Source organism: Mucilaginibacter paludis DSM 18603 (genome assembly GCF_000166195.2).
GTDB lineage: Bacteria > Bacteroidota > Bacteroidia > Sphingobacteriales > Sphingobacteriaceae > Mucilaginibacter > Mucilaginibacter paludis.
Genome location: NZ_CM001403.1, coordinates 1942818 through 1957364, shown reverse-complemented (window position 1 = coordinate 1957364; position 14547 = coordinate 1942818). Strand labels below are relative to the sequence as shown.

Here is a 14547-nt window from a genome sequence, read left to right as displayed (position 1 = left end):
TTAATCCTTACTACGAATGTATCATTAAAAATCAAATTTTACCAATGTCCTGATGCCCCATTCAGGCGCGTCTGGATGGTCAAGGTATGAGAATCTTTTAACCAGGTCAATCCTGATTAGTTTAAAAATGTTGCCAATACCAACGCTCCCCTCCATATAGGGGCCATTATTTAAGGTATATGTGGTAGGTACGCCTTGTCCGTTAATAGGGAAACGCAGCAAAGAGGGATCGTTAGCCGGATTATTCTGGCTCCTTACGCCTCCCCATAAACCTTTAAAGTCTATCATCTCGCGTAGTTTTAATTTCTTGATCAGGGGGAGTTTATTAAACAGAAAGCCGTTAAAATTATGATCGATATTGATGCTGGCGTAATGGTCGCTCACAAACTCCTGAAAATTCATCAGGTTGTATGATTGCAATTGCAGCGAGTAAGTTTGGTTGGCGTGGTGGATATCCATTAACGGGAATGGCAGTTTGCCAAATATGTAGCTGCCCTCGGCGCTTACATCAGTAAAGCCCAATTGTGATAAATAAAAGCGCTTGGTGATGTTACCGGTGATGTTTTGGTAATTATAATCGCCGCCTAAAAGGTTTTTGATGCCCTGGTTATAGCGCAAAGTGAAAATTGGGTAGCGGTCAATGATGGGTATTCGGTATAGTTTGCCCTGGTAAAATTTTTCGTGCGGCGCATAGCGCAGTTCAAAGGATAGCTCGGTAGTTTGTACGAGGTTTACGTTGGTTAACCGGTTTTTAACCAAATCTTTGAAATATAAGGCGCCAGCCGGACTTTGGTCCCATTTTTTTAAACCCACATTGTAGGAAAAATGACTACTGAATTCGTGTACATAATCCAACCGGAAAATATTGTTATAGAGCCACATATCGTTTTCTCCCCGTTTGAAAGACAGTAGGAAATTATCTTCCTGAACAAATTGTAATTCCTGACCCGGAATTTTGGTGTCGTGCTGAAAACTGGCACGTACATAATTTTGTGGGAACGAATAAATAGATTTATTGTTTAACGAGTAAGTACTACTCAAAAAATATTTGGCCCTTTGGTCTTTGGTGCCATAGGCGCCATAGGTTTCAAAGTAATAACGTTTGCTGAGTGCAGTTGTAGTACGCCCGCCTAAACGTGCGCGGAAGCCTTCAACCGGGTTAAAACTGTAAAAGGTATTTACCGGCCCCATTTCAAACGGGCCAAAGTTTTTGTACCCCGCTACAAATAAGGTAACCAGATTCATGGTGCGCTTAAACGACGGAATGGTTTGCAGGCTATCCATGTTTTTATAAATGCTGGCTTGTGCTATGGCAAGGGTATCGGGGCGTCTTACCTTCCAGTATTGGTCATCCTTGTTTTCCGAGTTGCTCGCTATCACCTGCTCGGGGCCATCGTAGGTTTGTTTTGGCTGGGGGGTATTTACCACAAAATTGTTCAATATCACTTTACGCTCGCCGTAAATACCGCCTCCTTTGTTTTTATTGAGGCCGAAATCCATTTTTAAATCACTCTGGCTCAGGTGGTATTTTCCGTCCGGATTTTTTTCAAATTCAAGTGTAGCCTGTAGCTGGCGAACAAAGTTAAGGTTGATGTTTTTATTAGCGGTAAGCCTTGCATTTTCAACAGCGTAATTACCATCCATGGTAACATATAGCTTGCCTTCAAATAGTAAATCGTTGGTGTTACGCGGGGTAAAGCTAAGCTCAATCAGTTGTGGCGATTGATCTTTAAGTGTATCAGTAATAAAAAATTTATAAAAATCGGGGGCATGGTCGGCAATCGGACTCAGCAGTTGATTGCTCAGTATCGAAATATTGTTATCGTAAATATCAATATCCTGGTACATCCGGTTAAAGTAAACTGATAAGCCCTGGTTATCTACAAAGTTCTCGTCATACTTAACCTGTTTATTAGCCTCTATCACTTGCTTTTTAGCGAATGGCACTTTGCGGTAATAATTATCCGAAAGCTTTTCTTCCATATAAATAGGCAGCAAATTTTTGCCGCCGATAGCGGCTGAGTCTTGCTGTTGGAATAAAAACTGATAATTTTTAAAAATGCGTTTGTTTTTAAATTTTTCTGAAAGATTGCTCAGATAAAAATTCATCCGCTCATATTGTCTGTACTCAGTGTAGTCATAGCTTTCAACCCTGTTCTGGTCCTTATGGGCAATAACTTTACGGATGAGTTCAACTGCCGGGTTACCTTTATTACGGTATTTGGTTTTTTTATTGCCTTTTAAAACCACTTCATTTAGCATATGGGTATCTTCGGTGAGCATGATATTGATAGTTTGCTCCTTTCCTGGTTCAACTGTTTTGAGGGCAGTTTTATAACCTACAAACGATACCTTGATCTGCGTGAAATTACCGGTAGTGCTTATGCTGAACTTACCTTGTGCATCGGTACTAACCCCTTGTGTGCTGCCAGCAAAAACTACGGTTACGTAGGGTAGGGGTTCTTTGGTTCGGGTATCGGTTACGGTCCCTTTTACTTTTGTACTTTGTGCCACAACGGATACTGCGGAAAAAAGTAAAACGAAGGTTGATAAAGCAAGCTGATGATATATGGAGTGGAAAATGTTTTTCATTTGGCTGTGATGCTGAATCAATTAAAATTTTTAGGCCCGGTTTGGTAACCTGCGCCAGATAAATGCTGATTATTAAAATTATTGTTTTGCGGATGATTAGATGGCGCTTTAAAATAGGTGCGGATGAAGGCACGTGCAGTAAGCGTTAAGTATTCCGTATTGATATCCGCTCCCAACAGGTTTTGCTTTAAACCTTCGGCTAACGCATTGGCTGTATAGGTAGCGGCTTGTTTAAATAATTGCCGTCCGGATGCTTTGCGTGGCTGTCTATCAGTAGTAAGCTTAAAGTTGTCTTTAATAAGCGTACTCCGATGAGTTAGTTTTTGAAACAGTGTGTGAGTTATGCTGTGTGATAAGTTGAAAGTTGCCATATGCTAAAATGATGCACAAAGGTAAATCAAGTTGACTATATTAGTCAACCTATTTTACTATATTGCATTATTTTAACGCGATTTTGACTTATTGATGATGATTTGAATCTGTTTGGAAATTGAAGAGGAACAGGCAACGTCAAATTGCCGTTTGTTGGATAAAACTGAGGATTGCATCCACCTGGTCGGGTTGAAACCAGTTTAGGCCTTTATCCTTATTAAACCAGGTTAGTTGCCGTTTTGCAAAATGACGAGTGTTTTGTTTAATCATCGAAATTGCGGCAGGCAAATCGGTTGTACCATCCAGGTATTCAAATATTTCTTTATACCCAACTGTGTTTAACGCGTTAAGGTGGCGATAAGGCAACAGCCCGGTTACCTCAGTTAATAAGCCTTGTTCCATCATGGCATCAACACGCAGGTTTATGCGTTGGTATAGCAGCTCGCGTGGTAAATTAAGGCCTATTTTAATGATATGGAAAGGGCGTTGTTTAGTGCTTGCCGTCCGGTAGGATGAGAAGGGTTTGCCTGTGCTTTCGATTACTTCAAGCGCCCTGATGATGCGTTGCGGGTTGTTAATATCAACCTCGTGGTAATATTGTAAATCGGCCAGTTTTAGTTTTTCCTGGAGGGCTACGATGCCGTTTAAGGCATATTCGGCATTTAAACGTTCTCTGGTTTCCGGTTTAACACTGGGTAACTCATCAAAACCTTCGCAAATAGCTTTGATATACAGGCCCGATCCGCCAGCGAGCAGGGCAACATCATGATCAGCAAATATTTGATCCAGTACTTCCAGACCCTGTTTTTCAAAATCGCCCACATTAAAATTATCGTTGATGGAGTGCGAGTTGATCAAATGATGTTTTGCCTGTGCCAATTCCTCTACGCTGGGTTTGGCCGTACCGATAGACATCTCTCGGAAGAATTGTCTTGAATCTGCCGAAATAATCTCAGTGTTAAAATGTTGCGCTAATTTAATGGCCAGCTCGGTTTTTCCCACAGCCGTAGGGCCCGCAATAACAATCAGGGTTTTTGGTTTGGGATGAGATGGGGTTTGCGGGATAGCCGTCATAAAGTGGGAATTGTTACTTGCTCAAGATACGCTCTTGACAGGGGATTGATGATGTGTTTTAACAGGCAAAATAAACATACCAATTAGCCTCTCTGCGGATCGTGAATCGCAAAACGAACTTTGCGGTTTTGTGCAATCTGCATATCACTCGCATAAAACACACCCCTCCACCCTTCTCAAGAGCATAGCCGTCAATTTAAGTAGCTGTACTCATATATTGTTGATTTTCAGTTATTTAATTTTTAGGCGCGGTTTGCCCGCATGGGCAAACCTATGTATTTTTACTCTCATATTTTTCGTTTTTTAAGGCGGGGAGGTTTAGATGGCCCCGCCTTTCTTATTTTTGTTTAACTATCTAAATATAGTATTTAAATATCTAATAATCAAATACTTATTACAATTTCTTCTATTTTTAACCTATGTTTTCTGTGCTCTTTTGAAAGGTGCTTTAAGTTTAATTTCTCCAACAGAGCTAACCACTTTGAGCATATCCCTAAAAGCTGCGCTCGCAATTCTTCTTTCGTAGAAGCGATTAGTCGATGCACCTTTAAAACACTAATTTGACCTATCTTACCGATAGCCATGCATATTTTCCAACTCAAAACTGCCCAGATCAACTTACTGTATAATATACTGGTTATACGATCCGAACTTCCTTTGGGGAACGTGTGTATCTTTAAAAACGACTTCCATGCTTTAAAAACCAATTCTATCTGCCATCGCAGGTGATATAACTTTTGGATCAATTCAGCGCTATATTTTTCGCTCACCAGGTTGGTAACAATAAAGTTAAACCCTGCCCGCTCTTTGAATCCCTTACTGGTGGTACTGCCTTTCTTCTTATTGTACTTTTCAGTATTGGCTATCCGCCTTGCCTTGAGCTCTTCACTTACCGGTTCTATTATTATCCTTACCGGCATTTTATCAGCTCCGATATATACCTGTTGATCAAATACGCCGGTTATGCCTTGTAGTTTCGACAACTCTAACTTTTGGTATTGGTCGTCCTTTAATAGGTAAATCGTTGTTTTCGGACATAATTTATTAATAAAGAAAGCTTTGACTTTGTTAATATTGTTCATATAACTCAAGTGAGTGTAACCCAGATCTCTCATATATAATACCCCCGGCTGAATTGATGCCTTGTCCAGATGACTCTCACCCTGGTCATTTGCGTTGGCCGGAGTTACTTTGATATCGCTTTTACCACTTTTGATTTCAAATTCAAATTGTACAGATGCTCCCGCTTTCATCCCACTTCCTTTTGTTCCGGGGAATGTCTCTGCAATAACTTCCGGCAACGCGAAACGGGTGGAATCTTTGATACGGATCTCCAACCCTTGTGTTTGTTCTTGCGGTAACTCAACTGCTATTAATTGCTCAAAAACGGCTTGTACAAATTTTGTCATATTGCTGTGATGTCTTTGATGCAATGCCTGCTTCGAAATATCAAGCCCATCCCTCCGCATTAACTGCATACTCATGCCGTTAAACGATTGATCTCCATCAAATAACGCCATATCCAATAGTTCCTTGCCTCCCACTTTTCGTTTGCGTTGTATAGCCTCTGTTTTACGGGCCAGGCCATCTAACACCGTTGGTTCAAATAGTTCCGAACTCATTCGCTCGAATAATGACTGCAATTTTGCAGTTCCGATTCTTGCTCTAAAAAAATTTTATCCCTTTTTTTTCTAAAGTTGACGGCTATGCTTCTCAAGAGGGGAATCGCACGGGCCTTTGCCTTTTCAAATAAGGGAGTGGCACTGGCTTAACTTTTTTAGTTATCAGTAATATTAAATTCCGCACTTTCTTGATCCGGTTCAGGACTCAAGACTCCCGGCTCGAAACTCCGGACTCAATACCGAACTACTTAATAATCGTCTTTATCAGTTGCTTCGTCTTCAAAACCTTCATTATCCGAAAATTCATCTTCAAAGCTATCGTCGTCCTCGTCATCCGCGTCATCACCCCCTTTAACGCTAACTTCATCCGGGTCTGCTACCTCTTCAAAGTCAACCGTTTCTTCAGCAACTAATTCCATCTGGTTTAAAAAGTCAAAATCGTCGTCAACCGCTGCGGCCGGTATTTCTGTAGGTGTAAATACGTTGCCGAATTGTTTCGGAGCTTCGCCAACGCTTTTCGCGATAAACGGATAGGTAACCCCGGGAGTTTCATTCAAAATTTTGATCAGCTCCACATGGAAATCGAAAGGACGGTCGAAGTTAAAAGTGTAGTAAAATTTTTGATGCGGATCGTCAATAAAGCTGCTTAGTTTTGATTTCTCCATCAAGGGCACACCACGGTCAATCCTGCGTTGATTAGGCAAATAGGTAATTTCCTGCCCCTTGATCCATTGATCGTTGCTGATATAAAATGAGGATGGATACTCGGGTTTATAACCGGTAGAAAAATGTATCGCCTTATGCAGATCTTCAAAAGTATGGGTTGATTTGATATCAACCTCCCTGATCACATCATCATAATCTTCAAAAGAAACTTTAAACCTATAAACTGCCATTACTAATTTTTAATAGTCAAAAATAATATTTTATTCTGATTTTCTGTTTGCCACAACTTTTAAGCCAATTTCGAGGCCTTTTTCAATTGCGTAATTAATTGCCGTTTCGCGCGAGTTTGAAATTTCGCCATCCAAAATCGCTTCGCGGATCTTTTGTTTAATTATACCCACCTCGCGGCCCTCCCTGATGCCAAAAAGTTCCATAATATCAAGCCCGCTAACCGGCGGCTGCCAATTCCTTATCTTGTCGCGTTCTTCAACTTGCTTTAATTTTTCTTGCACCCGCTCAAAATTCTGGCGGTATTTTTTTATTTTGTATTCGTTTTTGGTAGTTATGTCTGCTTTGCACAACAACATCAGGCTTTCAATATCATCGCCTGCCTCAAACAGCAAGCGCCTTACGGCCGAGTCTGTAATAATATCCTGCGCCAGTACAATAGGGCGTAAATGTAGTTGTACCAGTTTTTGTACCAGCTTCATTTTTTCGTTAAGCGGTAGTTTAAGCTGCGCAAATATTTTAGGCACCATCCGTGCGCCTTTATCCTCGTGGCCATGAAACGTCCATCCATGCCCTTCCTCAAAGCGTTTGGTGGCGGGCTTGGCTATATCGTGTAAAATAGCGGCCCAGCGCAGCCACAGGTCGTTGGTGGTTTCGGCAATATGGTCTAAAACTTCCAGGGTATGGTAAAAATTATCCTTGTGGCCCTTGCCTTTAATAATATCCACACCGTACAAATCAACCATTTGCGGGAAGATAGCTTTGAGCAGGCCTGTATTAAACAGGTGCTTAAATCCTATGGATGGTATGGGCGAGAGGATGATCTTGTTCAGTTCGTCGGTTATCCTCTCCTGCGAAACGATGCTGATGCGGCTGGCCGTTGTACTAATGGCGGCTAAGGCGCTTTCGTCGATCTGGAAATTGAGTTGCGAAGCAAAACGTACCGCTCTCATAATTCTCAGTGGGTCGTCCGAAAAGGTCTCCACAGGATCCAGCGGCGTCCGGATCAGTTTATTTTGCAGGTCGGTTATACCACCGAAGGGATCGATGAGCTGGCCAAACTGCTTAGGGTGCAGGGCAATGGCTAAAGCGTTAATGGTAAAATCTCTCCGCTTCTGGTCGTCCTCCAGGGTGCCGTTCTCCACAATCGGCTTGCGCGATTCCGACCGGTACGACTCCTTACGCGCACCTACAAACTCAATTTCCATGTCCTGGTATTTGAGCATGGCGGTACCAAAGTTTTTAAATACCGAAAGCGGTACCCTTAACTTAGCGGCAACCTGTTCGGCAAAAGCAATTCCGTTACCTACTACCACAATATCGATATCTTTTGACGGTCGGTTCAAGTACAAATCACGAACAAAGCCACCAATAACATAAGCATCAACTTCCATTTTTTGGGCTGCCGATGATATGATGTTAAAGATGGGATGCTGCAGATGTTGTTTCATTAATTGTTAACCGGTAAAGCTTGCCGAATTTTTTTGTGAGCGCCAAAGTTAATAAATAAGCCTTGGCGGTAAAATATTTATTAGAGAGATGGTAGGGTTAGAAGCAGGAGGTTAGACTCAAGAGGCAGGAAATGCGGGGTACATTATGCATCCTATCTTGCCTCTAACATCTTGTCTCTTTTTCCTGCAAGAAATACGGGGTGCATTATGCAACATATCCTATCTTGCTTCCTGCCTCTAACATCTTGCCTCTTTCTTCTTGCCTCTCTTAAATCACTTTCTTATAAACTCGAAGCGGCCATCAGGTTCTATCCGCATGATGGTGGAGGGCCTTTTCTCCGACAGATCGTGTTGTTCCAGGTTCACTACATAGTCAACACCATCAATAATATCGGCAGAGATGCTGTTGAAGTTTTTAGGAGACGGCTGCCCGCTGATATTGGCCGATGTTGATACCAGTGGCTTGCGCAGGCGCTGTATCAGTTGCTGGCAAAACGGGTGTTTGGTTACCCGGATGCCTACGCTGCCGTCGGCTGCTATTAAGTTGGGTGCTAAATTTTTGGCGCCGGGCATTACCAGTGTTAGTGGATTTTCGGCATATTCAATCAAATCGTAGGCTACATCCGCTACCTGGCTAATATAGCTTTCCAGTTTGTTTTCGCTATCCACCAGCACAATCATGCTTTTGGCTTCGTCGCGTTGTTTAAGCGCGTATATTTTCTTTACCGCTTCGGGGTTGCCGGCGTCGCAGCCTATACCCCAAATGGTATCGGTTGGGTAAAGTATAATACCACCATCCTGCAGCACCTTCAGGGCCGCGTTCACTTCATCTTTAAGCATGGTTCAATACGTTTTGGTAAACATTCATTAGCTGTTCCGATAGTTTTTTATCCTCAAATTTACGGGTATATTGTAATCCTTTCGCTATCATGGTTTGTTGATGGAGCGGATTGCCCAATAAAGATTGTATTTTTTCAGACAGTTCAACCTCGTCATCCGGGTTAACATATAAACTATCTGGTCCGCCCGCCTCTTCCAGGCATGATCCTGTTGCGGCGATAACCGGCGTACCCGAAACTAAAGCCTCCAGGATAGGAATTCCAAAACCCTCATATCGCGAAGGGTAAATAAAAATTTCTGCTAATTGGTAAATAGCGGGCAGATCGGTAAAATCAGCATTTTGGATAAACAAAATTCGCCCGGCAAGTTCATGCTCATTGATATATTGCTCAATCTTTTTAACATAATCTGTTGGCCTGCCTATAACTACCAATTGCGCATCACCAGGTAACAACCGAAAAGCTTTTACCAGGAGCCATAAATTTTTTCGTTCCTCGATAGTGCCTACATGCAGGATGAATTTTTCGGGTAATTTGTATTTGGCACTTACCTCAGCTTTTTTTTGTGCCGATTGTTTTATTTTAAAACTTTTGTCGCAATCCTGATAGATCACTTCAATTTTATCGGGATCAAGATTTAACAACTCAACCAGGTCTTCCTTCGTTCTTTCGCTGATCGCGATAATCCGGTCGGCGTGTTTACAGGCGTACTTAATTTTGGCCTTGTAAATTTTACGGCTGATATATCCAAAATATTGCGGATAACGCATGAAAATCAAATCGTGTATGGTAATTACCGATTTAATTCCACTCCGGTGTATCCCCACAGGTAATTCGTGACTTAAACCGTGATAAAGCTGGATGTCGTCGCGTTTTAAATCGTTCACCACAAAACGGCTCCGCCAAAGCGATGTAAATAATTTAACCTGCGGAGTTATGGTTGTAACCTGCGGATAGGCCTTAATCAAATCAATACGCTTATCTGCTACTATTTTGGGCGTATACAAAAAATATTGATTATCAGGATAATATGAAGCCATCATGCTGATAACACCCCGGCTGTAATTACCCAGGCCGGTGGTGTTCAAAAATGCCCGCTTGGCTTCGTATCCTATGCGCATGGCGTGCTTTGTTGTTGGTTACTTGTTACTTGTTATTGGGTTATTGGTTATTGAGTTATTAGTTACTTGCTATTGAGTTGCTATGTTACACGGTAATTAAATTACTGAGTGGGTGTGCAATGGTTTATCGGGTAATTCAATGACTCTTAACTATCAATAGATATGCTACCCTAAAACAACTTAATAACCCAATAACGCCCCTCTTAATCCAAATAACTCAATAACAAATAACCATCAACCAATTAAACCGCTACGTTATTCTCCCTCAAAGCGTCGTTAAGTGATGTTTTTTTATCGGTTGAATCTTTACGTTTACCGATGATGAGCGCGCAAGGTACATGGTATTCGCCACCGGGGAATGTTTTAGGATATGATCCGGGTATAACAACCGAACGGGCTGGAACAAAGCCTTTGTATTCAACCGGAGGGTTTTGGGTTACGTCGATAATTTTAGTTGAAGCGGTTAGTACCACATTGGCGCCTAAAACCACTTCGTGCTCTAAATGCACGCCTTCAACCACAATGGCGCGCGAACCGATAAAGCAATTATCTTCAATGATAACAGGGGCACCTTGTACGGGCTCCAACACACCGCCAATACCCACGCCACCGCTCAGGTGAACATGTTTGCCAATCTGGGCACATGAGCCTACAGTTGCCCAGGTATCAACCATGGTACCTTCGTCAACATAAGCGCCAATATTTACATAAGACGGCATCATAATAACGCCTTTGGCTAAATAAGCGCCGTAACGGGCTATACCGTGTGGCACTACGCGTACACCCAATTGTTTGTAGTTGGTTTTGAGTTTCATTTTATCATGAAAAACAAAAGGGCCAACTTTTATTTCCTGCATCTCCATAATAGGGAAATACAATATCACTGCTTTTTTTATCCAGTCGTTAACGTGCCAGCGGCCGCCAATTACTTCGGCAACACGCAGTTCACCTTTATCCAGGCGTTGGATAACGGTTTCAATGGCATCGGTATATTCTTTAAAAGTAATTAAGGTCCTGTCAACCCAGGCATCTTCAATAAGTTTTTTAAGGTCTTGCATTTGTTGATTTTTTGGCGAAACTAAGTGATTTTATGGAGGATTTAACCCCTTGATAATTAAAAATGACGAAGATAGTAAAAAATGCCGTTCGGGGTTAAGGCGGGATGCAAGAAGTTAGAAGCAGGCCGTTCGAGTCGGAAGCAAGAAGTTAGAAGCGAGAAGTAAGCGAACTTGGGTAACTTGTTTTATGGCCATGCGAAATGTTGTTCCGTAAAAAACTGGATTTGTTGATCATTTTTCTGATTTTTGTGTTGTACAGCTATGGCCGAAAAAGAGAAATTACGCATTGATAAATATTTATGGGCAATACGGGCGTTTAAAACCCGCACCCTGGCTGCCGATGCCTGTAAGGCAGGCCGCGTTAAACTGAATGGCACAAATATTAAGCCATCGCACGAGGTACGTATAGGTGAGGTTTACCAGGTTTCTAAAGGTATTGACCGTAAGGTGATCAAAGTGGTGGGTTTGCTGGAGAACCGGGTTGACGCTAAAAAAGCAGTAGACTTTTACGAAGATATCACCCCGGTTGAGCAAACACAGGCTTTCAAAAGCATGTTCCACGCGCCGATGCTCAGCCGTGACAGGGGAGCAGGCCGCCCCACCAAAAAAGACAGGCGCGAAATTGATGACCTGAAAGATGACTTTTTTGATAAGGATGAGTAAGGTTAAGCGAGCGTACTTACCGCAAGTATTTAGCCTTATAATGATGTGTTATTAAGTTATTGATTGTCAGTAGTAAATTTCTCTCCATTATGTCATCCCCTTTGGTCTAAAGATAATAATTAATAGCAATTGTTATTGTTGAAAACGGGGGGTGCAGGGGGGTGTTAAAAACTAAAGAGTTTGTGGATAAGTTATAAAAAAGGCAGGGTGAACTTTTGTCATTCCTGGTTTTTAGAACCAATCGTCGTATTAGTTCCCTGCCTTTTTAAGATTGCCCAAGGCCCAGCTAGAATAATTCCATTGATTTATCAAAGGTGATTGGCAAAAGGCAATTAAATTAATTGATCAAAACACAAACGTATGAAAACATGGAATGTTGTTTTAGGTGTCGATGTATCAAAAAAGACGGTCGATATCTGTTGGTCGGAGCGTAAGCTGTTCGTTCACATCGATAACAATAGTGAAGGATTCGGCAAGTTTAAAAAATGGTGCAAAACCAACCTGATCGATTTACGGGAAACGTTTATCGTACTGGAATATACCGGCGGTTATGAATACCGTTTCATCCAGTTTTGCGAGTCACAGTCTATAGCTTATCGGCGGGTGCCTGGACTAGAGATTAAGCAATCGATGGGTATGATCAGGGGCAAAAGCGATAGGGCCGACGCATTCCGGATCGGTCAGTATGGAGAAGATAAGATCAAGCGTCTTGAACCATCTAAGTTGTTGGATAATAAAATCTTAGAGCTTAAGACCTTGCTTTCATTCCGTAAACGATTGGTACGGGAAAGTGCTGGATATCAGAGCTCTGTTGGTGAGCGGAAACATATGTATGAGGTAAGTAACCAGGATATGATCGTCCGTATATCTAACGAAAAAAGAGATGCCAATTCGGAATATATCAAGGAGCTAGAATCGCGGATCATGGAACTGATCAAAAGCAATGAGCAGATGTATCTGAATTACCGGATCATCACCAGCATTAAAGGCATAGGCGCAGTGAATGGTTGGATGACCATAGCCTACACGGAGAATTTTACAAGCTTTCCTGACGCGAGGCACTATGCTGTATATGTAGGGGTGATTCCCTTTGAGCATACCTCGGGAACAAGTAAAAAAGGACGAAGGCGAACAAGCAACCTAGCGCAAAAGGAATTGAAACAGGAACTTAACCAGGCAGCTAAAACAGCTATGCAGCATGACCCCGAAATCAGGGCATACGCAGAGCGCAAGATGCAGAATAAAGAATATGGGTTGGTGCTAAACAATATAAAATTCAAACTGATACTACGAATGTTCTCCTTAGTGAAAAGGGGAGAAATGTATGTTGAAAACTATCGAAGGTCAGCTTAAAATATCTTTTTTAAATTAAATTTGGAATTGTTCGAAACCTAGAATACGACGGGAGGAGGGATCTTCTAAAAGCGTTAAGTATGCATTATATTAGGTGCACTGATTATCAATATGGAATCTTTGCTCCGACAATCAGTATTCTTAATTTAGAGCATCGGCCCGCTCAAACGCCGCGTGAAGGGCTCGTCTTATCTCCAACGCCGTTCTCACCCCAACGTCATTGCGAGGAACGAAGCAATCTCTACATCGGCAGAGCCACTTTACAGGGCCGTTCTTTATATAGAGATTGCTTCGTTTTTTATAATGAAATCTTATTAAGTTATTGATTATCAAATTGTTTTTTTCTCGAAAAATCAGTATTCATGATTTAGAACATCGGCCCGCTCAAACGCCGCGGGAAGGGCTTTGTTCTTTTTGTCTTGACACAAAAAGAACCAAAAAAGTCAAGACTGCCCGATCCTTCCGCCCACAGGCCAGCTCCCGGCCCGGCGTGCAGTCAGGCCATTGCCCGCTTTTGTCTGTGCTCCAATAATTACCGAAGTTCCAAACGTCATCCCTGTTTTTTTCCGGCCGGCGGGATTCCGTACTTATAAAATATTTTTTTTAAAAATATTGATTGTTAGATAGATGAATAAAATTTGTCATTTCGGCGGGAGGAGGAATCTTTTTCGCGCGGCAAGTATACAACATATCGGGGGTATTGATTATCCGTATGCTTTTTTACATTAAATAATCAGTAGTTCTTAAATTATAGCATCTGCATACTCTGTCGCCGCAGTAGTACCTTCTCACCTTTGGCAGTACATCAAATAAATTCAACAGGTTCAAACGTCATCCCTATTTTTTTCCGGCTGGTCGGATCTGTTACCTATAATTAACAAACATGAGTCAACAAAGTTAAGGTGTTATTAGTCCTGATATCGCCAACGGGCAACAACGCAACGCCCAATAATTTCGCTAACCAATAACTTAATACCACACTAACTAACAACTCCCTCACAACTAATATTCCGTTTTACTTTCCGATTTTTCCCAAAGTTTAAAAGCTCCTTGTGCCTCGTCGCGCATTAATTGTACAATGGGCAATTTGCGGTCGGCCATGCTGCAGGCCATTTCCTCGTAAATAAACTTGTCGTCGAAGCCTATAGCGGCGGCGTCGGCTTTATCATTGGCATAATAAATTTCGTTAATCCGCGCCCAGTAAATAGCGCCAAGGCACATAGGGCAGGGCTCGCAGCTGGTATAAATTACGCAGCCTTCCAGGCTGAAGGATTGCAGCTCCTGGCAGGCCAAACGGATAGCTGATACTTCGGCATGTGCGGTTGGGTCGTTCTGCGGCACTACTCTGTTTGCGCTGCGGGCAATAACCATCCCATCCTTTACTATCACTGCGCCAAAGGGGCCGCCTTGTCCTTGTTGTACATTATGTTCGGATAGCTCAATGGCCATCCGCATAAATTTTTCGTGATTTTTGTTCTCCATAGGTAATAGTAATACTTGTGAAACTC

12 protein-coding genes are annotated in these 14547 nt (G+C 42.1%); 2 read left to right on the top strand and 10 right to left on the bottom strand.

Features of this window, described 5'->3' with window-relative positions; genetic code table 11:
- Nucleotides 1-24 precede the first annotated feature (24 nt).
- From MUCPA_RS08250 to MUCPA_RS08210, 9 genes are all read right to left on the bottom strand, one after another.
- Nucleotides 25-2592, bottom strand: coding sequence for a DUF5686 and carboxypeptidase-like regulatory domain-containing protein (locus tag MUCPA_RS08250; protein WP_008505699.1), 2568 nt, complete (start codon nt 2590-2592; stop codon nt 25-27).
- 17 nt (nt 2593-2609) lie between these two features.
- Nucleotides 2610-2963 carry a hypothetical protein gene (locus MUCPA_RS08245; RefSeq protein ID WP_008505698.1) on the bottom strand — a complete coding sequence of 118 codons (354 nt, stop codon included), beginning with the start codon at nt 2961-2963 and terminating at the stop codon, nt 2610-2612.
- A 139-nt stretch (nt 2964-3102) separates the two neighbouring features.
- Entirely contained in the window at nt 3103-4038 is a 936-nt protein-coding gene (gene miaA / locus MUCPA_RS08240; RefSeq protein WP_008505697.1) for a tRNA (adenosine(37)-N6)-dimethylallyltransferase MiaA, read from the bottom strand.
- A 383-nt stretch (nt 4039-4421) separates the two neighbouring features.
- Complete coding sequence (locus MUCPA_RS08235) at nt 4422-5660, bottom strand: IS4 family transposase (RefSeq protein WP_008503844.1); 1239 nt, start codon at nt 5658-5660, stop codon at nt 4422-4424.
- Nucleotides 5661-5908: 248 nt separating this feature from the next.
- Nucleotides 5909-6556: an IS1096 element passenger TnpR family protein gene (locus MUCPA_RS08230; RefSeq protein ID WP_008505696.1), complete on the bottom strand. Its 648-nt coding sequence runs from the start codon at nt 6554-6556 to the stop codon at nt 5909-5911.
- Between the two features lie 30 nt (nt 6557-6586).
- On the bottom strand, nt 6587-8005 hold the full coding sequence (locus MUCPA_RS08225) for a CCA tRNA nucleotidyltransferase (RefSeq protein WP_008505695.1): 1419 nt from the start codon (nt 8003-8005) through the stop codon (nt 6587-6589).
- 273 nt (nt 8006-8278) lie between these two features.
- A complete protein-coding gene (locus tag MUCPA_RS08220) occupies nt 8279-8845 on the bottom strand; it encodes an L-threonylcarbamoyladenylate synthase (RefSeq protein ID WP_008505694.1) in 567 nt (188 codons plus the stop codon).
- Nucleotides 8838-9965, bottom strand: coding sequence for a glycosyltransferase family 4 protein (locus tag MUCPA_RS08215; RefSeq protein ID WP_008505693.1), 1128 nt, complete (start codon nt 9963-9965; stop codon nt 8838-8840). The genes MUCPA_RS08220 and MUCPA_RS08215 overlap by 8 nt, the downstream gene beginning before the upstream one ends.
- A 242-nt stretch (nt 9966-10207) precedes the next feature.
- Nucleotides 10208-11023: a 2,3,4,5-tetrahydropyridine-2,6-dicarboxylate N-succinyltransferase gene (locus MUCPA_RS08210; RefSeq protein WP_008505692.1), complete on the bottom strand. Its 816-nt coding sequence runs from the start codon at nt 11021-11023 to the stop codon at nt 10208-10210.
- A 261-nt stretch (nt 11024-11284) separates the two neighbouring features.
- On the opposite strand from MUCPA_RS08210, the gene MUCPA_RS08205 reads away from it, so the two are divergent.
- Together MUCPA_RS08205 and MUCPA_RS08200 are read left to right on the top strand one after the other, a co-directional pair.
- On the top strand, nt 11285-11686 hold the full coding sequence (locus MUCPA_RS08205; RefSeq protein WP_008505691.1) for an RNA-binding S4 domain-containing protein: 402 nt from the start codon (nt 11285-11287) through the stop codon (nt 11684-11686).
- 360 nt (nt 11687-12046) lie between these two features.
- Nucleotides 12047-13039: an IS110 family transposase gene (locus tag MUCPA_RS08200; protein WP_008505051.1), complete on the top strand. Its 993-nt coding sequence runs from the start codon at nt 12047-12049 to the stop codon at nt 13037-13039.
- A gap of 1002 nt (nt 13040-14041) precedes the next feature.
- Here MUCPA_RS08200 and MUCPA_RS08195 read toward each other — a convergent pair.
- Nucleotides 14042-14521: a nucleoside deaminase gene (locus MUCPA_RS08195; protein ID WP_008505690.1), complete on the bottom strand. Its 480-nt coding sequence runs from the start codon at nt 14519-14521 to the stop codon at nt 14042-14044.
- Nucleotides 14522-14547 lie beyond the last annotated feature (26 nt).

Bases quoted from the DNA above. Each gene is read 5' to 3' on its own strand.
- MUCPA_RS08210 (WP_008505692.1), bottom strand. From the start codon at position 11,023: ATGCAAGACCTTAAAAAACTTATTGAAGATGCCTGGGTTGACAGGACC.
- miaA (WP_008505697.1), bottom strand. From the start codon at position 4,038: ATGACGGCTATCCCGCAAACCCCATCTCATCCCAAACCAAAAACCCTG.
- MUCPA_RS08235 (WP_008503844.1), bottom strand. From the start codon at position 5,660: ATGAGTTCGGAACTATTTGAACCAACGGTGTTAGATGGCCTGGCCCGT.
- MUCPA_RS08200 (WP_008505051.1), top strand. From the start codon at position 12,047: ATGAAAACATGGAATGTTGTTTTAGGTGTCGATGTATCAAAAAAGACG.
- MUCPA_RS08215 (WP_008505693.1), bottom strand. From the start codon at position 9,965: ATGCGCATAGGATACGAAGCCAAGCGGGCATTTTTGAACACCACCGGC.
- MUCPA_RS08225 (WP_008505695.1), bottom strand. From the start codon at position 8,005: ATGAAACAACATCTGCAGCATCCCATCTTTAACATCATATCATCGGCA.
- MUCPA_RS08220 (WP_008505694.1), bottom strand. From the start codon at position 8,845: ATGCTTAAAGATGAAGTGAACGCGGCCCTGAAGGTGCTGCAGGATGGT.
- MUCPA_RS08195 (WP_008505690.1), bottom strand. From the start codon at position 14,521: ATGGAGAACAAAAATCACGAAAAATTTATGCGGATGGCCATTGAGCTA.
- MUCPA_RS08205 (WP_008505691.1), top strand. From the start codon at position 11,285: ATGGCCGAAAAAGAGAAATTACGCATTGATAAATATTTATGGGCAATA.
- MUCPA_RS08250 (WP_008505699.1), bottom strand. From the start codon at position 2,592: ATGAAAAACATTTTCCACTCCATATATCATCAGCTTGCTTTATCAACC.
- MUCPA_RS08245 (WP_008505698.1), bottom strand. From the start codon at position 2,963: ATGGCAACTTTCAACTTATCACACAGCATAACTCACACACTGTTTCAA.
- MUCPA_RS08230 (WP_008505696.1), bottom strand. From the start codon at position 6,556: ATGGCAGTTTATAGGTTTAAAGTTTCTTTTGAAGATTATGATGATGTG.